The following is an 18,050-nucleotide window of genomic DNA, read 5'->3' as shown; positions in this document are numbered from 1 at the left end:
CGGTATGGCGTAAGAGACCCACAAAATGACCAAAACACTGGTAATTGCAGAAAAGCCCTCGGTGGCGCAGGACATCGTGCGCGCCCTCACGCCGGTTGCCGGCAAGTTCGAGAAGCACGAGGACCATTTCGAGAATGAGCGCTACGTGGTCACCAGCGCCGTGGGCCACCTGGTGGAGATCCAGGCGCCCGAGGAATTCGACGTCAAGCGCGGCAAGTGGAGCTTTGCCCACCTGCCGGTGATCCCGCCGTATTTCGACCTGAAGCCCGTGGACAAGACCAAGAGCCGCCTGAACGCGGTGGTCAAGCAGGCCAAGCGCAAGGACGTGACCGAACTGGTCAACGCCTGTGACGCGGGCCGCGAGGGGGAGTTGATCTTCCGCCTGATCGAGCAGTACGCCGGCGGCGCCAAGGGGACGTTGGCCAAACCCGTCCGTCGCCTGTGGCTGCAGAGCATGACGCCCCAGGCCATCCGCGACGGCTTCGAGAACCTGCGCAGCGACCAGCAGATGCAGGGCCTGGCCAGCGCCGCGCGCAGCCGCTCCGAGGCCGACTGGCTGGTGGGCATCAACGGCACGCGCGCCATGACGGCCTTCAACTCGCGCGACGGTGGGTTCTTTTTGACCACCGTGGGCCGCGTGCAGACGCCCACGCTGTCGCTGGTGGTGGAGCGCGAGGAAAAAATCCGCAAGTTCGTCAGCCGCGACTACTGGGAAATCCACGCGGGCTTTCATGCCGAAGCCGGCGAATACCTGGGCAAGTGGTTCGACCCCAAGTGGAAGAAGAGCGACGACCCCGAGGCCCGCGCCGACCGCGTCTGGTCGCACCACCAGGCCAAGGACATCGCCGACGCCGTGCGCGGCAAGGCCGCCACCGTCACCGAGGAAAGCAAGCCCACCACCCAGGCATCGCCGCTGCTGTTCGACCTGACCAGCCTGCAGCGTGAGGCCAATGGCAAGTTCGGCTTCTCCGCCAAGACCACGCTGGCCCTGGCGCAAAGCCTGTACGAACGCCACAAGGCGCTGACCTACCCGCGTACCGACTCGCGCGCGCTGCCCGAGGACTACCTGCCCGTGGCCAGGCAGACCTTCGGCATGCTGGCCGGCAGCGGCATGCGCCACCTGGCGCCGTTCGCGCAGCAGGCGCTGGACGACGGCTACGTGCGCCCGTCCAAGCGTATCTTCGACAACAGCAAGGTGAGCGACCACTTTGCCATCATCCCCACCACGCAGGCCCCCAGCGGCCTGTCCGAGGCCGAGCAAAAGCTCTACGACCTGGTGGTGCGCCGCTTCATGGCGGTGTTCTTCCCCAGTGCCGAATACCAGGTCACCACGCGCATCAGCCAGGTGGTGGGCCACTCGTTCAAGACCGAGGGCAAGGTGCTGATCAAGCCCGGCTGGCTGGCCATCTACGGCAAGGAAGCCGCCAACGAGGTCGAAGACGGCAAGGCCGGCGACAAGGGCCAGCCGCTGGTGCCCGTCAAGCCCGGCGAGATGACCCACACCGAGTTCGCCGAGGCCAAGGGCCTGAAGACCAAGCCGCCCGCGCGCTACTCCGAAGCCACGCTGCTGGGCGCCATGGAAAGCGCCGGCAAGCAGATCGACGACGACGAGCTGCGCGAAGCCATGCAGGAGAAAGGCCTGGGCACGCCGGCCACGCGCGCGGCCATCATCGAAGGCCTGCTGACCGAAAAATACATGCTGCGCGAAGGCCGCGAGCTGATCCCCACGGCCAAGGCCTTCCAGCTCATGACGCTGCTGCGCGGCCTGGATGTGCAGGAGCTGTGCCGCGCCGACCTGACGGGCGAGTGGGAATTCAAGCTCGCGCAAATGGAAAAGGGCCAGCTGAGCCGCGAAGCCTTCATGCAGCAGATCCAGGCCATGACCGAGAAGCTGGTCAAGAAGGCCAAGGAATACGACCGCGACACCATTCCCGGCGACTACGCCACCCTGTCCACGCCGTGCCCCAACTGCGGCGGCGTGGTGAAGGAGAACTACCGCCGCTACGCCTGCACGGGCGCGAACGGCGCGGGCGAGGGCTGCGGCTTCTCGTTCACCAAGTCGCCCGCGGGCCGCACGTTTGAAACCGCCGAGGCCGAGCAGCTATTGCGCGACCGCCGCATCGGCCCGCTGGAGGGCTTCCGCTCCAAGGCCGGCTGGCCCTTCGTGGCAGAGGTCACCATCGCCCGCGACGAAGAGGCGGGCAACTACAAACTCGAATTCGACTTTGGCGACGACAAGAACGCCGAGGAGTCGGGCGAGATCGTGGACTTTGCCGGCCAGGAAAGCTTAGGTGCCTGCCCCAGCTGCGGCGCCCCCGTGTATGAACACGGCAGCAACTACGTGTGCAGCAAATCCGTGCCCACCGCCCAGCAGCCCACGCCGTCGTGCACCTTCAAGAGCGGCAAGGTCATCCTGCAGCAGCCCGTGGAGCGCGCGCAGATGCAAAAGCTGCTGGCCACCGGCAAGACCGACCTGCTGGACAAGTTCGTCAGCATGCGCACGCGCCGCGCGTTCAAGGCCTTCCTGGCCTGGGACAAGGAGGCGGGCAAGGTCAACTTCGAGTTCGAGCAGCGCGAATCCAAATACCCGCCGCGCAAGACGGCTGCTGCAAAAACAGGAGCTGCCAGCGCACGTGGGACGGGCGCTGGAGCCGTAAAAGCCTCTAAACCCGCCACCAAGGCCGCCGCCAAGAAGGCCGCCGCCAAAACCACGGCCGCCAAGACCCCGCGCAAGGCCAGCACCGCCGCCGGCAAGGCGCCCAGCGCCCAACTGGCCGCCGTGATTGGCACTGAGCCCGTGGCGCGCCCCGAGGCCGTCAAGAAGATGTGGGACTACATCAAGGCCCACAACCTGCAGGACCCGCAGGACAAGCGCACCATCGTCGCCGACGACAAGCTGCGCGCCGTCTTCGGCAAGGACCGCATCGGCATGTTCGAGCTGGCCGGCATCCTGGGCCAGCACCTGGCCTGACGCCATGCTGAGCCGCGGCGAGCGCATCTTCTGGGGCGGCCTGGCCGCCGCCGTCATTGCCGGCGCCGCCGCCGCGTGGTGGACGGCCGACCAGTGGACGCCCCACGCCGCCCCCTGGGCCGCGCAGATGTGGCGCAAGATCACCCGCCCCGGCCCCGACACCCTGCCGCGCGACAAGGCCGGCCGGGTCGCGCCCGCCGCACAGGGCGCGGCTGGTGCCGCGTCGGCGCCACTGGCGCAGCCGCGCAAATGCCAGCAACCCGACGGCCGCGTGATCTACACCGACCAACCGTGCCCACGGGGCAGCCGCGAGCAGACGGTGGACGGGGCGGTCACGTCCCTGCCGGCGCGCTGAGCGGGCTTTGCCGCGCCGCCGGGGTGTGGTGCTCCCCTGCGTTGGGTGCGGCGCCGCGTCTGTCGGGCATTTGACGCCCTGAATTCAAGTTGCTCCTGATTAAATAGCTATTAGCGCTTACTGCATAAGCGCTAGGGGCTGTTTTCGTCTTAAGCCGCGCACCGTGCCCCCATGCAGCCGGATGCCGCAGGCTTGGGGTTTTCGTCAGTTTGGAATCAGCTTCGCCGCCTATAAGGTTTCAATCCGAAACAAATGGGATGGGCGGGGGAGGAATGGCGACGTTGATACCCGCACTTGGCTCATGCGCCGGGCGCATGCAGTCGGGTGAACGCAGGCTGGCCGAGCGGCTGGAACAGAAAATCGAAGGCGATACCTGCTGTGGCGGGACGTGCCCATTGGCCCCAAGCAGACCTTCACCGAATGCGTGGTAGTGCCTCGCGCTTAATTCCACGTTTCAGCATCACGGAATAAAAGGGAGGAGTGCAGTGCGTGTGCATCGACTAAATTTTAGGCGGTCTAAATTTCCACAACGCTCGGGCGTGTCCGAATTTTTGTGTAAACGGGTCGGACTTCAATTGACGGAGATGCGGTCTCCGAACTGAATGGTAAAGCGGGTCAGCGCGGCCTTCCAATCCCGGATGGGCATGGTCCACTTCTGGCTGATGTTGCGCAGCGCCAGGTAGAACAGCTTGGTCAGCGCCTCGTCGCTGGGGAACGAGCCCCGGTTCTTGGTCAGCTTCCTCAGGCTCATGTTCACCGACTCGATGGCATTGGTGGTGTAGATGACCTTGCGGATTTCCGGCGGGTAGTCAAAGAACGGGGTCAAGCGGCTCCAGTTCCTGCGCCAGGACTGGCCGATGGGCAGGTACTCGGCATCCCATCGGGCCTCGAACTCTGCGAGCATCAGTTCGGCCTCCTCGGCGGTGGCGGCCGTGTAGATACGGCGCAGGTCGGCCGCCACTTCCTTGCGGCGCTTCCATGAGACGTAGTTCAGGCTGTGACGCACCATGTGAACGATGCACAGTTGCACCACCGCCTTGGGGAAGACTGCCTCGATGGCGTCAGGGAAGCCCTTGAGCCCATCGACGCAGGCGATGAAGATGTCCTGCACGCCCCGGTTGCGCAACTCGGTGACCACCTGCAGCCAGAACTTGGCGCCCTCGGTCTGGGCCAGCCACAGGCCCAGCACCTCCTTGTCGCCCGTCATGGTGATGCCGATGGCCAGGTACACCGCCTTGACCCGCACCGCGCCCTCGCGCACCTTCACATGGATGCAGTCCAGATAGACGATGGGATAAATCGGCTCCAGCGGTCGGGCCTGCCAGGCCTTGACCTCGTCGGCCACGGCATCTGTCACCGAGGAAATCAGGCTGGGTGAGACCTCGGTGCCGTACATCTCTTCGAGGTGGGCCTGTATCTCGCGCACCGTCATGCCACGGGCGTACAGCGAGATGATTTTGTCGTCGAAGCCGGCCCAGCGGGTCTGGTGCTTGGGGATGAGCTGAGGCTCGAAGCTGCCATGGCGGTCGCGTGGCACTTCGATGGGCAATTCGCCGAACTCGCCCTTGAGGGTCTTCTTGCTCTTGCCGTTGCGGGTGTTGCCAGCGGGGTTGGCCACCGCCTCGTTGCGTTCATGGCCCAGGTGCTCAGTCAGCTCAGCGTCCAGGGCTCGCTCGACCAGCAGCTTGGTAAGTTGCTTGAGCAGACCGTTCTCGCCGATGAGGTCTTCGGGCTTCTTGTAGTTGGCCAGCAGGCCAGACAGCAGTTCTTCGGGTACGTCGTGTTTCTTGGTGTTCATTGTGCTTACGGACAGGCCGGCTTACGCCGGCGGTGGATTGTCCGTTTACACAAAATTCTGCACACCCTCCAACGCTCAGAAATATGCGGTGCTGTATGCGCCGCACATGTGTTTGCACGCCTTTGACTGCGTTCGTACGATTGTCTAATCTTAGTTAGGCCTCTTCAAATGAGCAATCGCGGTTGGGCCATTAGTTTATTGGGTGTAGGTATTTTTGCTTCGGCGGCGAGCCTGTACTTTGCATACCAAGCGGGATGTGCCGGCGACCTAAAAGGCGGAACATTAGGCGATCCGCAGCAAGCGCTTCACTACGAAGGTCTGTCTACAGGATCGATGCTCCTAACGCTATTCTGTTTTGCTGCGTTACCTATCCTTGCACCGTTCAAAGGCACAGCCAAGCGGGCTCTAGCATCCACTGCCATTTTTCTAATTGCCCTGGTTGTGCTTATCCTCGGTGGCATACAAGCAGAAATCACAGGAGTTCAGCAATGCTTCTAAGGTCAGTGTTCGGCCAGAGCTTCGCATCTGCTAGCAGCCTAACCAGTTGGTCAAGCCGACGCCCACAAGCTCCGCTTGCGGGTGCCCTCCGCACTTCGTGGTCCGGCGCGGCTTACCGCGAGCGTTAGGAGGCCTGGTGCCGCTCAACCACACATCCCAGTATTCGGAGCTCACCGAGGCTCAATACGCCGGACTAGGAAAGGCAGTTGTCGAGTGGGCAAACGTCGAATTCCTACTTGGCGTCTTGCTGAGTCGTTTACTAGCCACGCCTGAGTTCCTCTCTCGCACATACACAGACTCCATCTCCGCTGTCCGGTTGCAAGAAGCTATTAAAGAGGCCGTGGAAATTCACCGTATACGGTATCGACATCGCCTCGTATCGGAGCAAATTTTGCTTGAGATCCTCCAACTTAATTCGCAGGTGACCGTAATCCGAGGCATGCGTAACAAGATTGCTCACTTTTGCTGGGTACGAAGTCATGACGAGGAACTCTTCGGCACTGGTTTTCGCGGAGGCGTTCCCTCGCCGAAGACGGAGCGACGCGACCACGCGGTTCTTACGTCACGAGAGCTAGCCCAGATAAATGCCGAGGCTCACTCGCTTGTGGAGAAACTAATGGGGCTCGTAGCCAATTTGCCGGAGGTCAGCGAAGAAAGCCTCCTAACCCTTCCATCGAGCGGACTGCCTTCGGCAGCCGCTCATGGCACACGTTAGTCCCATCACCCGCTACATGCGCGCAGCCACTTGTTCCTGCGCTTGGCACAGTGCCAGAGGTACTCAAGCCTTTTTGGCCTCCAGCGCTTGCACAGCGAGCGCTGCCAGCTATCATTTTTGTAGCGTTGCGCCGCTTTCGTGGGCCAGATCTTTTTCGTGGGCTGCGCCCTTGTCCAAGTTAGGGCGCTCCCTTTTGGCCTTCGGGTCTAACCCGGCGTTCAAGCCGACCCGCCTACGGCGGGCGGCTTACCTTGGCCGTTAGCGGTCTCGCATATGACAGACATTTGGAGCATGCTTCCAGCCATTGCGTCAGCAGCCAAAGACGTTCTACTCACTATCACTGCGCTCGTCGCAGCGTATGTGGGCCTGAAGGGGCTTAGCACTTGGCGGAGGCAACTCAAGGGAAATACTGAATACGCACTTGCTAAGAACGTACTCACATGTCTATATGAGTTGCGTGGCGCCATTGGAGTAGCACGCAATCCATTCGCATCCTACTCCGCAGAGCCAGACCTCCCCGCAGAGAAACTCGAAAGCATGGATGCGCGGCAAAAGGAGTGGTATGCCTACGCCCAGATGTATGAGAAGCGTTGGGCACCAGTTGTGGCCGCGAAGTCGAAGCTTGACGTATTTCTCTTTGAAGTAGAAGCAGTATGGGGCCGCGGGAAACTTGCTGAGTTCACGCCTCTGAATGAAGCCGTTGCGGAGCTAAATTGGGCGATACAAGATCACCTCGAGGATCGAGATCCAAGACGAGGTCGCCAAGCCCTCGACTCAGAAGAGAGAAAGAAACAAAGAGCCGTCCTTTTTAGGCGGGGCATGAAAACCAAAGATGAGTACAACGAAAATTTCGAACAAGCAATTTCAAAGATTGAGGCTGTGCTCAAGCCTCATGTACTCGAACATCACCGCTAACCCTTCCATCGAGAGGACGTCACAAGGGCTGCGCCCTTGCGCCGCCTCTCATGTCAAACGTTAGGCAGCACAAGTGTCACCAAGGAAAATATGCATTTAGGTCGATTTCACGCCGTCGTTGATCATCTGGAGCGCCATTTCAGTGAAGAAGATCTGATAAATAAACTTAATGCAGCAGCAGCACTGGATCAATACAATCAAAATCGATCTGAGTCGCACATTGCTGAGTTCAAGAATAACTTATCAGCATTCTTCACAAGCTCAGAAAACGTAGCGGAAGAATTGCTGCAGCCATATGCTCATCAGGTAATTGATGAGTTAGGTTTGACAACTCTCTTTCCACCTACGCCAAGACAAGAAATTAATAAGATTGTTTCTGCCAACAGCTTTGATAGCGCCGCGTTGGCTGAGGCTTTGCGCAAGCAGGCAAAGAAATACCAAACCAAGATTGAGTATTTAATTCAGTTGGACAAATCGCTAAGAGGCTTGTCTGCAGAGTACACCGTCGTCGAGGATAACAAGGCCGAGGTCGGGCTTCTACTGCCAAGGGAGATTGTTGGAGAAACACTGCCAGAGCTGACAAAGGAGTTCGATAAAATATCGTTTCTCGCCAGGGCCATCAATGAGCTTACAGGCGAACAGAGCTATGACCCGCGTGTAGCAACGATATCATCCAGCTGGTGGCAAATATTCCTCGAAGTACCGATTGATCAAGTTGCATTATGGGCGGTAGCAATCGAGCGCATAGTTTTGCTATTTAAGAGCAACTTGGAGATTAAAAGCCTTCAGAGGCAGCTTAGCGAAAAAAGCATGCCTGAAAACATCCTCAAACTCATTTCAGAAGAAGTTGAAAAGAAAGTTTCTTCCGAACTTCGGCAAATTGCCACAGATATTACTGGTCAATTCAGCAAAATCGAGGATCAAGGCAGAAAAAATGAGGTCGAAACACAACTAAGGCAAGGCTTGCATTTCCTGGCTAAGCGTCTAAATCAAGGTGCCCAAGTAGAAATAAATGTGGGCGTCCCTGATGAACCCAAAGACCCGGAGGTCAAGGAAGGCGAGCAGCCTGATCAAGGAGTTATTGAAGCGAATGCCGCAGCGAGAGTCAGGATTTCCGAGCTAAGAAAGATCAGGGAAATCGGTTTAAAGGCCTCGGAATCATCTTTGCAGGTGGGCTCAAATGCCCCACTTCTGCTTGAAGACTCATCAAACACACCACCGGATAGTGCCTAACTGGGCGGTCAAGCGGACCCGCAAAAAGCGGGCCGCTTACCTTTATCGTTAGGCATACGACTCGTCCCACGATCATCGGCTGCAAGTAGGGACTGCTCGTTGATACCTCCTTGTAGCTTTCCTGCAGCCCAGCGCTTCGCCCGCTACTATCTGTGCCCGCGGCGCATGTGCCGCGCGCCTGTCCTCCAGGTGCCCACCAAGCATTTCACCAAGGAGACCCACCCCCCATGTTCAGCCACGTCATGCTGGGAGCCAGCAACCCCGACCAATCCAAGCAGTTCTACGACGCCTTTCTGGGCGCCCTGGGTTGCAAGCCTGGCTTCACTGACCCCAAGGGCCGCACCTTCTGGCGCCACGCGGGCAACACCTTTGCCATCTCCGCGCCCATCAACGGCGAGCCGGCCTGCTTTGGTAACGGCGCCACGACGGGCTTTGCGGCCGAGTCGACCGAGCAGGTGGATGCGGCGCATGCAGCAGGCGTGGCCAGCGGCGGCGTGACGTGTGAAGACCCGCCGGGCTGGCGCGAGCATGCGCCGGGCGGGCGGCTGTACCTGGCCTATCTGCGCGACCCGGCCGGCAACAAGCTGTGCGTGCTGCACCGCCCGCCCAAGGCCGCCTGACCCCCGGAGCGTTCACGTATGCAACTGTCTGAACAATGGGTGCTGGTCACGGGCGGCGCCCGGGGCCTGGGCCAGGCCATCACGCGCGCCGTGGCGCGCGAGGGCGCGGGCGTGGTCATCAACTACCACCGCAGCGATGCCGCCGCCCAGGCGCTGGCCGACGAGCTGGGTCCGCGCGCCATCGCGCTGCAGGCCGACGTGACTGACGCTGCCGCCGTGCAGCGCCTGTTTGCCACTGCGCGCGAGCGCACGGGCGCCCCCATCAGCGCCGTGGTGAACAACGCGCTGGCGCAGTTCTCGTTCGACGGCGACGCGCGCCCCAAGCTGGGCGAGATCACCTGGGAGCGCTTCAGCCAGCAGATCGAGGGCGCGGTCAAGGGCGCGCTCAACACCATGCAGGCCGCGCTGCCCGCCATGCGCGCGCAGGGTTTCGGGCGCGTCGTGAACGTGGGCACCAACCTGTTCCAGAACCCGGTGGTGCCGTACCACGACTACACGGCGGCCAAGGCCGCGCTGTTGTCGCTCACGCGCACGGCGGCGCACGACCTGGGGCCGGATGGCGTCACGGTGAACATGGTGTCGGGCGGGCTGCTGCGTACCACCGACGCCAGCAGCGCCACGCCCGAGGCGGTGTTCGACCTGATCGCCAGCATGACCCCGCTGCGCCGCGTGACCACGCCGGCCGAGTTTGCCGACGCGGTGCTGTTCTTCCTCTCGCCCTGGGGCCGCGCCGTGACGGGGCAGAACCTGGTGGTGGACTGCGGCCTCGTCAAGGATTGAAAAAAGGAGCTGCCCATGGCATGGACCCACCCCATCACGGCCAAATGGCCCGCCGCGCACCCCGACCGGCTGCAGCTGTATTCGCTGCCCACGCCCAATGGCGTGAAGGTGTCGATCCTGCTGGAAGAGACGGGGCTGCCTGGGCTGCTGCCGGTTTTTCGGACACCTTGTTAAGGTGGAAGATGGAACCGGAGGTGGTTTATGGGAACGAGACGGCAATTCAGCCGAGAGTTCAAGGTCGAGGCGGTCAAGCTGGTCAAGGAGCGCGGGGTCTCGGTGGCGCAGGCCGCACGCGACTTGGAGTTGCACCAGACGGTGCTGAGGTCATGGATCAGGGAACTGGCGGCAGACCCGCAACAAGCCTTTCCTGGCAAGGGCGTGATGAAGCACGAGCAAGCCGAGGTCGAGCGGCTGCGGCGTGAAGTGGCCAAGCTCAAGATGGAGCGCGACATCTTGAAAAAAGCCGCGGCCTACTTCGCCAAGGACTCACTGTGAGGTTCGAGTTCATGGCGAAACACCGAGGAATCTGGCCGGTGGTGGTGATGTGCGACGCGCTCGGTGTCTCGCGAAGTGGCTTCTATGACTGGCTGGATCGACCGCCAAGCCAGCGCAGCCTGACCAACGAGGCGCTGGCCAAGCAGGTCAAGCAAAGCTTCGTGAACAGCGACAGGACCTATGGCGCACGCCGGGTCTGGCGCGACGTGCTCGCCAGCGGCTTGAACTGTGGCCTGCACCTGGTCGAGAAGCTCATGCAGCAGCAGGCGCTGCGTGCCAGACCGAGACGGCGTGGTCTGCCCAAGGACGAAGGCCAGCGCAGCGAGATCGCCGACAACCTGCTGGAGCGTCAATTCAAGGCAGACGCTCCGAACCAGAAGTGGGTGGCCGACTTCACCTACATCTGGACCGCCGAGGGGTGGTTGTACGTGGCGGTGGTGTTGGACCTGTACTCGCGCAGGGCGGTGGGTTGGTCCATGCAGGCCAGCATGACCTCGCAGTTGGTGGCCGATGCCTTGATGATGGCGGTCTGGCGGCGCGGCAAACCCGCAGCGCGAATGCACCACTCGGACCAGGGCAGCCAATACACCAGCGGGCACTTCCAGCAGTTGCTCAAGGAACAAGGGATCACGTGCAGCATGAGCCGTGCTGGCGAGGTCTGGGACAACTCGGCGATGGAAAGCTTCTTCAGCTCAATGAAGACCGAACGCATCGCGCGCAAGGTCTACAGAACCCGAGAGGAGGCGCGGGCTGATGTGTTCGACTACATCGAGCGGTTCTACAACCCGACTCGGCGGCACTCGACGATCGGCTACGTCAGCCCAGTACAGTTCGAACAAGCTCAAGGAGCTTAGGTCGGTGTCCAGAATTCCGGCAGCAGCCCAGCCGTACGAGCCGCACCTGGTGAGCTTCGAGACCAACGACCAGCTCTCGCCCGAGTTCCTCGCGCTCAACCCCAACAACAAGATCCCCGCCATCCTCGACCCCAACGGCCCCGGCGGCCAACCGCTGGCGCTGTTCGAGTCCGGCGCCATCCTGGTCTACCTGGCCGAGAAGACCGGGCGCTTTCTGCCGCAGGACGCCGCCGCGCGCTACGAGACGCTGCAGTGGCTGATGTGGCAGATGGGCGGGGTGGGGCCGATGTTTGGGCAGCTCGGGTTCTTCCACAAGTTCGCGGGCAAGGACTACGAGGACAAGCGCCCGCGCGACCGCTACGTGGCCGAATCCAAGCGCCTGCTGGGCGTGCTGGAGCAGCGCCTGACGGGCCGCGACTGGATCATGGGCAGCGACTACACCATCGCCGACATCGCCGTGTTCCCCTGGGTGCGCAACCTGGTGGGCTTCTACGGCGCGGGCGATTTGGTGGGCTTTGACGCCTTCCCGCAGGTGCAGCGCGTGCTGGCGGCCTTCGTGGCACGCCCCGCCGTGCAGCGGGGGCTGGAGATTCCGGCGCGGGGCATCCCGGCACGGGGCTAACCCGGCGCGGGGCATCCCGGCGCGGGGCTGACCCGCCCGAGGCTCACCCCACCCAGGGCGCTCGCGTGACGCGGTGAGCCCTCACGCATCCGGCCCGGCGCAGCACAAGCGCACGCACCAGAGGTGGGCGTGCGCCGCACCCCGGCCAGCGCGCCGGTTCATGGTCAAAAACGGCTCTAGCGCTTATGTAGCAAGCGCGAGCAGCTATGCTTTTGATACTTCCACCAGCGCATCCACCACCACGGCGCCCTGGCCTGCGGCGCCCACCATCACCGGGTTCAGGTCCAGCGATGCAATGGCGCCGCCGGCACCCGCGATCACCTGGCCTACGGCCACGGCGATGCGCGACAGGGCGGCCACGTCCAGCGGCGGCTCGCCGCGCACGCCATCCAGCAGCGGGGCGATGCGCAGCGTGCGCAGCGCGGCCTGCACGTCGGCCTCGGAGAACGGGGGCAGCAGCACGGCGCAGTCCTTGAGCGCTTCCACGTACTTGCCGCCGTCGCCCACCACCACCACGGGGCCAAAGATCGGGTCCATGCGCGCGCCCACCATGAACTCGTGCTGGCCCTTGCGCGTGGCCGCCACGATCACCCCGTCGCGCTGCACGCCCATGGCGTCCATCTTGGCCCAGAAGCGCTCGAACAGCTCGGCCGCTTGCTCGCGCGTCTGCACGTTGAGGGCCACCAGCCCGTGCTCGGACTTGTGCGGCACCTCGGCCGAGCAGGCCTTCACGACCGCGGGCGCGCCGATGGCGTCAAACGCTGCGCGCGCCTCGTCGGCGGTGCGGCACAGGTGCATGGGCACCGTGGGCACGCCGTGGCGCGCCAGCAGGCCCAGGCTGTCCACCTCGTTCAGAAAGCCCTGCGCGCCGGCAGGCACCTGCACGTGGGGCAATGCGGGCCACGTGGCGCGCGGCTGGCGCATCCGTTCCGTGTGGCCGGCCACCTGGGCCAGCACCGCGATGGCCTCGCCCTCGTTGGGGAAGGTGGCGATGCCGTGCGCGCGAAAGGGCGCGGCCACGCTCTCCTGCCACGCGGCCACGGCCACGGGTTTGCCCGTCGCGGCCTCGAAGGTCGCGGCGTCGCGGGCGAACCGGTCCACGTCGTAGCCCGCGCCGGCCACGGGAATGTTCAGGAAGAACAGGTCCGCCGCCGGGTCCTGCGCCACGGCGGGCAGCACGTCGCCGAACAGGCCGCTGTTGGACAGCAGCGCGGCGGTGACGTCGATGGGGTTGCTGGCGGTGGCAAAGCCCGGCAGCTTGGAGGCCACTTCGGCTTGCGTGGCGGGGCTCAGCTCCGCCAGGGACAGGCCCATGTCTTCGGCGGCGTCGGCGCCCATCACGCAGCTGGCGCCGGAGTTGCTGATCACCACCAGACGCCGCCCCTCGGGGCGCCAGCCCTTCAGGTAGGCGTGCGCGGCGCGTGCCTGCTCATGCGGGTCGCGCACGCGCCAGATGCCGTGGTGTTTGAAGAAGGCGTCCACCGTGCGGTCCTCGTTGGCCAGCGCGCCCGTGTGGGACGACGCGGCCTTCTGCCCGCTGGCCGACCGCCCGGCCTTCACCGCGACGATGGGCAGGTCGCGCTCGCGTGCATAGGCGGCGGTGGCGGCCAGCATCTCGGGGTGGGCGATGTTCTCCAGGTACAGCAGCAGCAGTTGCACGTCGGGGTCGTGCGCCACGGCCCAGGCCATCTCGGACGCGGTCACGTCGGCCTCGTTGCCCGTGGCATGCACATGGCGCACGCCCAGGCCGCGCCCGCGCAGCAGGCCGTAGGCCATGGCGCTCATGCCGCCGCTCTGGCTCACGATGCCCACGGGGCCGTCCATGGGCGGCACCTCGATGAACATGGTGGAAAAGCCCGCGATGGCGCCCGTGCCGAAGTTGGCCAGGCCCTGCGTGTTGGGGCCGTACAGGCGCATGCCGGCGGCGCGCGCGGTGGCCACCATGTGGTCCTGCAGCTCGCGCCCGGCGGGGCCCGTCTCGCCAAAGCCCGAGGCGATCACCACGGCGGACTTCACGCCGCGCGCGGCGCATTCCTCCACCGCGGCGACGGTCTTGTCGCCGCCCACGGCGATCAGCGCCAGGTCGGGCACCTCGGGCAGCGCGGCCAGGCCGGCGTAGCTCTTGTGGCCCTGCACTTCCTCGCGCGCCGGGTTGATGGGATAGATGGTGCCCCGGTAGCCGTGGCGCTGCATGTAGTGGATGGGCCGGCCGCCGATCTTGTGGATGTTCTCGGAGGCGCCAACGATGGCGACCGAGCGGGGGTTGAGTGCGGAGGTAAGAAGGTCAGACATGATGGGTCGCGAGACGTTGGGCGTTCAGTCGCCCCGCTGCTGGCAGGGGCGTGGAATGCAATGGCAGGTACATAAGCGCGGCGCAGGCAGCCAGCACACGCCAGCTCGGCGGCAACCCGCCCGGGGCCTGAAGCCGGCCGCGCCGCCACCGCAGCGCCCAGCGGGGCGAGCGTGTGGCGCGCGGCGCGGCCATTCAGCGGGCCTCAGTCAATCTTTGCGCCGGAGGCCTTGACCACCTTGCCCCACTTGTCCACCTCGGCCTGCAGGAAGCCGGCGTAGGCGGTGGGCGTGTTCCAAGCGGCGGCAAAGCCCTGGGCCTCAAAGCGCTGTTTCACCTCGGGGTTGTCCAGCGCCTTCTTCAGCTCGGCGTTCAGGCGGTCCACCACTTCCTTGGGCGTGCCCGCGGGCGCCAGCACGCCGTTCCAGGCGATGGCCTCGTAGCCGGGCAGGCCGGACTCGGCCACCGTGGGGATGTCCGGCGCGCTGGGCGAGCGCTGGCTGCTGGTGACGGCCAGGGCTTTCAACTTGCCGGCCTTCACGTGCGGCATGGACGAGAGCATGGTGTCGAACATCAGGTCCGCTTGGCCGCCCATCACGTCGGTGAGTGCGGGCGCGCTGCCCTTGTACGGCACATGGGCCATCTTCACGCCGGCCGACGCGCTGAACAGCTCGGCCGACAGGTGCGTGGACTGCCCGTTGCCGGACGACGCGTAGTTGAGCCCGCCCTGCTTGGACTTGGCCAGCGCGATCAGCTCCTTCACGTTGTTGGCGGGCGTGGCGGGGTGGGTCACGATGACCAGCGGCCCGCTGGTGAGCTGCGAGACGGGCGCGAAGTCCTTGGTGATGGAGTAGTTGAGCTTGCTGAACAGCGAGGGGTTGATGGCGTGCGCCGTGGTGGCCACCACCAGCGTGTAGCCGTCCGCGGGGCTGCGGGCCACGGCTTCGGCGCCGATGTTGGCACCCGCGCCGGGGCGGTTGTCGATCACGAAGGGCTGGCCCATCTGCTCCTGGAGCTTTTGCGCCACCACGCGCGCCACGATGTCGGTGGGGCCGCCGGGTGGGTAGGGCACGACCAGCTTCACGGGCTTGTTCGGGTAGTCGCTGGCCCAGGCAAAGGGCGTGGCGGCGGCGCACAGCGCGGCGCAGGCCAGGCCCGTGAAGCGGCGGCGGTGTAAAGAGGTGAATGGCATGGTTTGTCTCCTTGTGATCTTTCAGTCGATGGATGAAAAGCGCGGCCGATGCAACTGGCGCAACCGAAACCAGGGCAGCCGAGCAAGGGCCTGGGCCGGCCGCGCCGCCCCGCAGCGAGGGCTGCGTCCCCCTGCCCGCGTTGCGCAGCAATGCGAGAGCGGGGGGAGGACGCGAAGCGTCTCAGGGGGGTGTTGCTTCATCTGGCACGAAGCGCAGCAGCGGCCGGCCCAGGTGCTCGAAGAATTCGGCGCGCACGCGCTCGCCGATCTGCACGCCCGCGGCCGCGTGGCCCATGAGGCGCGGGCCCTCGTCGAGCTGCACGATCACCAGCGTGTAGGGCGCCAGCGCGCGGAAGTCCTCCGAGGGCGCGCGCGCCACCACCGTGGTGGCGCGCGCGGTGGCGGTGCCGGCGGCGGCGCGCCAGTCCAGCCCCTCGTGGCCGCAGCGTTGGCACGCGTAGCGCGCCAGGGTCTGGGCATGGCCGCAGGCGGCGCAGCTTTGAAAGCGCACCACGCCCGCGCGCAGGCCGTCGTTGAAAGGGGTTGCCAGCGAGGTCATGGCGGTCAGCCCTCCGTTGAAAGAATGAGGCTCACGTGGGACGACATCACGCCCCCGTCGGCATGGATGAAGGCGCGTTGCGGCGCACGGATCTGCCGCTCGCCCGCCTGGCCCGTCATCTGCCGCCAGGCCTCCACGGTGTGGGCCATGCCGCCGGCCACGCCGCAGTGGCCGAACGACAGCAGGCCGCCGTGCGTGTTCAGCGGCAGCGCGCCCGTGGGCGCGAAGTCGCCCGCGCGGGCCCGTGCGGCCGCGCCGGCGCGCGGCGCGAAGCCGATCTCTTCGAGCAGCATCACCAGCGTGATCGTGAACGAGTCGTAGATGCCCAGGTAGTCGATGTCCGCAGGGCTCAGGCCGGCCTCGGCAAAGGCTTGGGCGGCGGCATCGGATGCGCCGCACCGCATCACGTCGGCCATGGCGGTGAGGTGCTGGTGGCGGTGTGCCTGGCCCGCGCCCGCCAGGCGCACCGGGGCGTGCGGGCCGGGCTCGGCCGAGACGACGAACGCCATGGCGCCGTCGGAAATGGGGCAGCAGTCCAGCAGCGACAGCGGCGCGGCGATGGGCTTGGCGGCCAGCACCTCGGCATGGGTGATGGGCGTGCGCAGGTGCGCGTCGGGGTGGCGCGCGGCGTTGGCGCGCATGAGCACGGCGAACTCGGCCAGGTCGGCGCTGGTGACGCCCGTGCGGTGCATGTATTCCGAGGCCATCAGCGCGTAGTACGCGGGCACGCTGGCGCCGTTGGGCACCTCGTAGTCGGCGTCGCCCACCTGGGCCAGGGTCTGGATGGAGCTGTCGCGCGACTGGCCCGTGAGGCGGTTCTCCCCCGCCACCACCAGCACGTTGCGGCAGCGGCCCGAGCGCACCAGCTCACGCGCGGCCATCAGCATGGCCGCGCCCGTGGCCCCGCCCAGCTGCATGCTGTGTGCGTAGTGCGGCGCCAGTGCGAAGCGCTCGCAGAACAGCGTGGACAGCATCAGGTGCGGCAGCGTGGTGGCATAGCCGCACAGCACGCCGTCGATGTCGGCGCGCGCCAGGCCGGCGCTGGCCAGTGCCTGGTGCGCGGCGCCGGCCATCAGGTCGAGCGCGCCGCGCCCTTCGTGGCGGCCAAAGGGTGTGCTGCCCGCGCCGCGCAGGTAGGCGGGGGAGGGTGGGGTCATCGCGGGGTCTCCGGGAGGGTTCTTGAGGGGGAGGCTGCGCCGGCCAGGCGGCGGCTGGTGCGCACGGCCTCGGACCAGCGCACCTGGCACACGGTGGATTCGCGCATCAGCGCGTGGGCCATGGCGGCTTCCCGCGCGAGGATGCGCTCGTTCAGCGCGGCAATGCTCAGGGCCGCCACGGGGCGGCCCTCGGGGTCGAGCACGGGCACGGCGATGCCGCCCATGCGCTCGACCACCACGTCCAGCAGCACCACGTGGCCGCGTTCGCGCGCGTCGGCGATGCGCTCGCGCAGCAGCGCGGGCGTGATGCGCGGGTAGCGGCTCATCTGGTTGGCGAGGATTTCCAGCGCCGCCTCGCGCTCGGCCTCGGGCATCCAGGCCAGCAGCGCCAGGCTGCCGGCCCCGGCGCCCAGCGGGCGGCGGCTGCCCACGCGCAGGTAGTTGGCGCGGATGGGGTAGGTGCCTTCCTCCACGTCGATGCACAGCGACTCCACGCCGCTGGGGATGGACAGCACCACGCTGTCCTCGAACTGGCCCACCAGCCGCAGCAGGCTGGGGCGCGCCAGCGGCCGCGGGTCAAAGCGCCGCAGCGCGGCCGCGCCCAGCACCATGAGTTCGGGCCCCAGCGAGAACTGCTTGCTCTGCGCATCGCGCGCGACGAAGCCGTCGCGCACCATCACCTCCAGCAGGCGCAGCGTGGTGGCCTTGTCCAGTTCGGCCGCGGCGGCAATGTCGGTCAGGCGCGCGTTGCCGCCCTCGGACATCACCCGCAGCACGCGCATGGCGCGCTCCACGGTGGACGTGCTGCCACCGGGCAGGTGGTTCACCACGGCCTTGGGGCGTGCGCTGGAGGGGGTGGGGGGCATGGCGTGTGTTTCTTTGGATGAAACGTGATTTGTCATGAAATTTAGATGTGGGTGCGGTGGTTGGTCAAAGACCGTGTTTTAAATTTCAATGGCTAAAACAGTTGCGCCGCGATGCGAGGGCTTACCCTGA

Annotated in this window: 16 protein-coding genes and 2 pseudogenes; 12 read left to right on the top strand and 6 right to left on the bottom strand. The window is 65.1% G+C overall.

Going from position 1 to position 18,050, the window contains the following annotated elements; all coding sequences use genetic code 11:
• Positions 1-25: 25 nt before the first annotated feature.
• From DTPSY_RS16735 to DTPSY_RS18715, 3 genes and pseudogenes are all read left to right on the top strand, one after another.
• Positions 26-2,971: a DNA topoisomerase III gene (locus DTPSY_RS16735; protein WP_015914564.1), complete on the top strand. Its 2,946-nt coding sequence runs from the start codon at positions 26-28 to the stop codon at positions 2,969-2,971.
• 4 nt (positions 2,972-2,975) lie between these two features.
• Positions 2,976-3,326, top strand: a complete 351-nt coding sequence (locus DTPSY_RS16730) for a DUF4124 domain-containing protein (RefSeq protein ID WP_015914563.1) — start codon at positions 2,976-2,978, stop codon at positions 3,324-3,326.
• 272 nt (positions 3,327-3,598) lie between these two features.
• Positions 3,599-3,759, top strand: a pseudogene (locus DTPSY_RS18715) (nuclease-related domain-containing protein); the annotation flags it as partial.
• Between the two features lie 138 nt (positions 3,760-3,897).
• Here the strand turns inward: DTPSY_RS18715 and DTPSY_RS16725 are convergent.
• Complete coding sequence (locus tag DTPSY_RS16725; protein ID WP_011805843.1) at positions 3,898-5,124, bottom strand: IS256 family transposase; 1,227 nt, start codon at positions 5,122-5,124, stop codon at positions 3,898-3,900.
• A gap of 168 nt (positions 5,125-5,292) precedes the next feature.
• Here DTPSY_RS16725 and DTPSY_RS18460 point away from each other — a divergent pair, with 168 nt between their 5' ends.
• The 9 genes and pseudogenes from DTPSY_RS18460 (at position 5,293) to DTPSY_RS16700 (ending at position 11,856) form a co-directional block, all read left to right on the top strand.
• Entirely contained in the window at positions 5,293-5,622 is a 330-nt protein-coding gene (locus tag DTPSY_RS18460; RefSeq protein WP_148215389.1) for a hypothetical protein, read from the top strand.
• Positions 5,623-6,323: 701 nt separating this feature from the next.
• Complete coding sequence (locus DTPSY_RS18265) at positions 6,324-6,599, top strand: DUF1010 domain-containing protein (protein WP_350303890.1); 276 nt, start codon at positions 6,324-6,326, stop codon at positions 6,597-6,599.
• Positions 6,600-6,628: 29 nt separating this feature from the next.
• Complete coding sequence (locus DTPSY_RS18455; protein ID WP_148215388.1) at positions 6,629-7,252, top strand: hypothetical protein; 624 nt, start codon at positions 6,629-6,631, stop codon at positions 7,250-7,252.
• Between the two features lie 36 nt (positions 7,253-7,288).
• On the top strand, positions 7,289-8,485 hold the full coding sequence (locus DTPSY_RS18450) for a hypothetical protein (protein ID WP_148215387.1): 1,197 nt from the start codon (positions 7,289-7,291) through the stop codon (positions 8,483-8,485).
• 227 nt (positions 8,486-8,712) lie between these two features.
• Positions 8,713-9,105 carry a VOC family protein gene (locus DTPSY_RS16720; protein WP_015914558.1) on the top strand — a complete coding sequence of 131 codons (393 nt, stop codon included), beginning with the start codon at positions 8,713-8,715 and terminating at the stop codon, positions 9,103-9,105.
• An 18-nt stretch (positions 9,106-9,123) separates the two neighbouring features.
• Positions 9,124-9,885 carry a 3-oxoacyl-ACP reductase gene (locus DTPSY_RS16715; RefSeq protein ID WP_015914557.1) on the top strand — a complete coding sequence of 254 codons (762 nt, stop codon included), beginning with the start codon at positions 9,124-9,126 and terminating at the stop codon, positions 9,883-9,885.
• A 15-nt stretch (positions 9,886-9,900) separates the two neighbouring features.
• Positions 9,901-10,026: pseudogene (locus DTPSY_RS18260) on the top strand (glutathione S-transferase); the annotation flags it as partial.
• Positions 10,027-10,086: 60 nt separating this feature from the next.
• Positions 10,087-11,234, top strand: a protein-coding gene (locus DTPSY_RS16705; RefSeq protein ID WP_094766848.1) for an IS3 family transposase whose coding sequence is annotated in 2 segments (ribosomal slippage) — positions 10,087-10,348 and positions 10,348-11,234 — 1,149 coding nt in all. Because the reading frame shifts where the segments join, the coding sequence is not laid out codon by codon here.
• Between the two features lie 4 nt (positions 11,235-11,238).
• Entirely contained in the window at positions 11,239-11,856 is a 618-nt protein-coding gene (locus DTPSY_RS16700) for a glutathione binding-like protein (RefSeq protein ID WP_015914555.1), read from the top strand.
• A 204-nt stretch (positions 11,857-12,060) separates the two neighbouring features.
• Here the strand turns inward: DTPSY_RS16700 and DTPSY_RS16695 are convergent, their stop codons facing one another.
• From DTPSY_RS16695 to DTPSY_RS16675, 5 genes are all read right to left on the bottom strand, one after another.
• A complete protein-coding gene (locus DTPSY_RS16695; protein WP_015914554.1) occupies positions 12,061-14,148 on the bottom strand; it encodes an acetate--CoA ligase family protein in 2,088 nt (695 codons plus the stop codon).
• Between the two features lie 203 nt (positions 14,149-14,351).
• On the bottom strand, positions 14,352-15,338 hold the full coding sequence (locus DTPSY_RS16690) for a tripartite tricarboxylate transporter substrate binding protein (protein WP_015914553.1): 987 nt from the start codon (positions 15,336-15,338) through the stop codon (positions 14,352-14,354).
• 181 nt (positions 15,339-15,519) lie between these two features.
• Positions 15,520-15,897 carry a Zn-ribbon domain-containing OB-fold protein gene (locus DTPSY_RS16685; protein ID WP_015914552.1) on the bottom strand — a complete coding sequence of 126 codons (378 nt, stop codon included), beginning with the start codon at positions 15,895-15,897 and terminating at the stop codon, positions 15,520-15,522.
• Positions 15,898-15,902: 5 nt separating this feature from the next.
• Complete coding sequence (locus DTPSY_RS16680; RefSeq protein WP_015914551.1) at positions 15,903-17,054, bottom strand: thiolase family protein; 1,152 nt, start codon at positions 17,052-17,054, stop codon at positions 15,903-15,905.
• Entirely contained in the window at positions 17,051-17,920 is an 870-nt protein-coding gene (locus DTPSY_RS16675) for an IclR family transcriptional regulator (protein ID WP_015914550.1), read from the bottom strand. Before DTPSY_RS16675 ends, DTPSY_RS16680 begins: the two co-directional genes overlap by 4 nt.
• Between the last annotated feature and the right edge of the window lie 130 nt (positions 17,921-18,050).

Origin of the sequence: [Acidovorax] ebreus TPSY (genome assembly GCF_000022305.1) — a bacterium.
Classification (GTDB): Bacteria; Pseudomonadota; Gammaproteobacteria; order Burkholderiales; family Burkholderiaceae_C; genus Diaphorobacter; species Diaphorobacter nitroreducens.
Note: the sequence above shows the minus strand (reverse complement) of the source record. Positions and strands in the feature narration are given on the sequence as shown.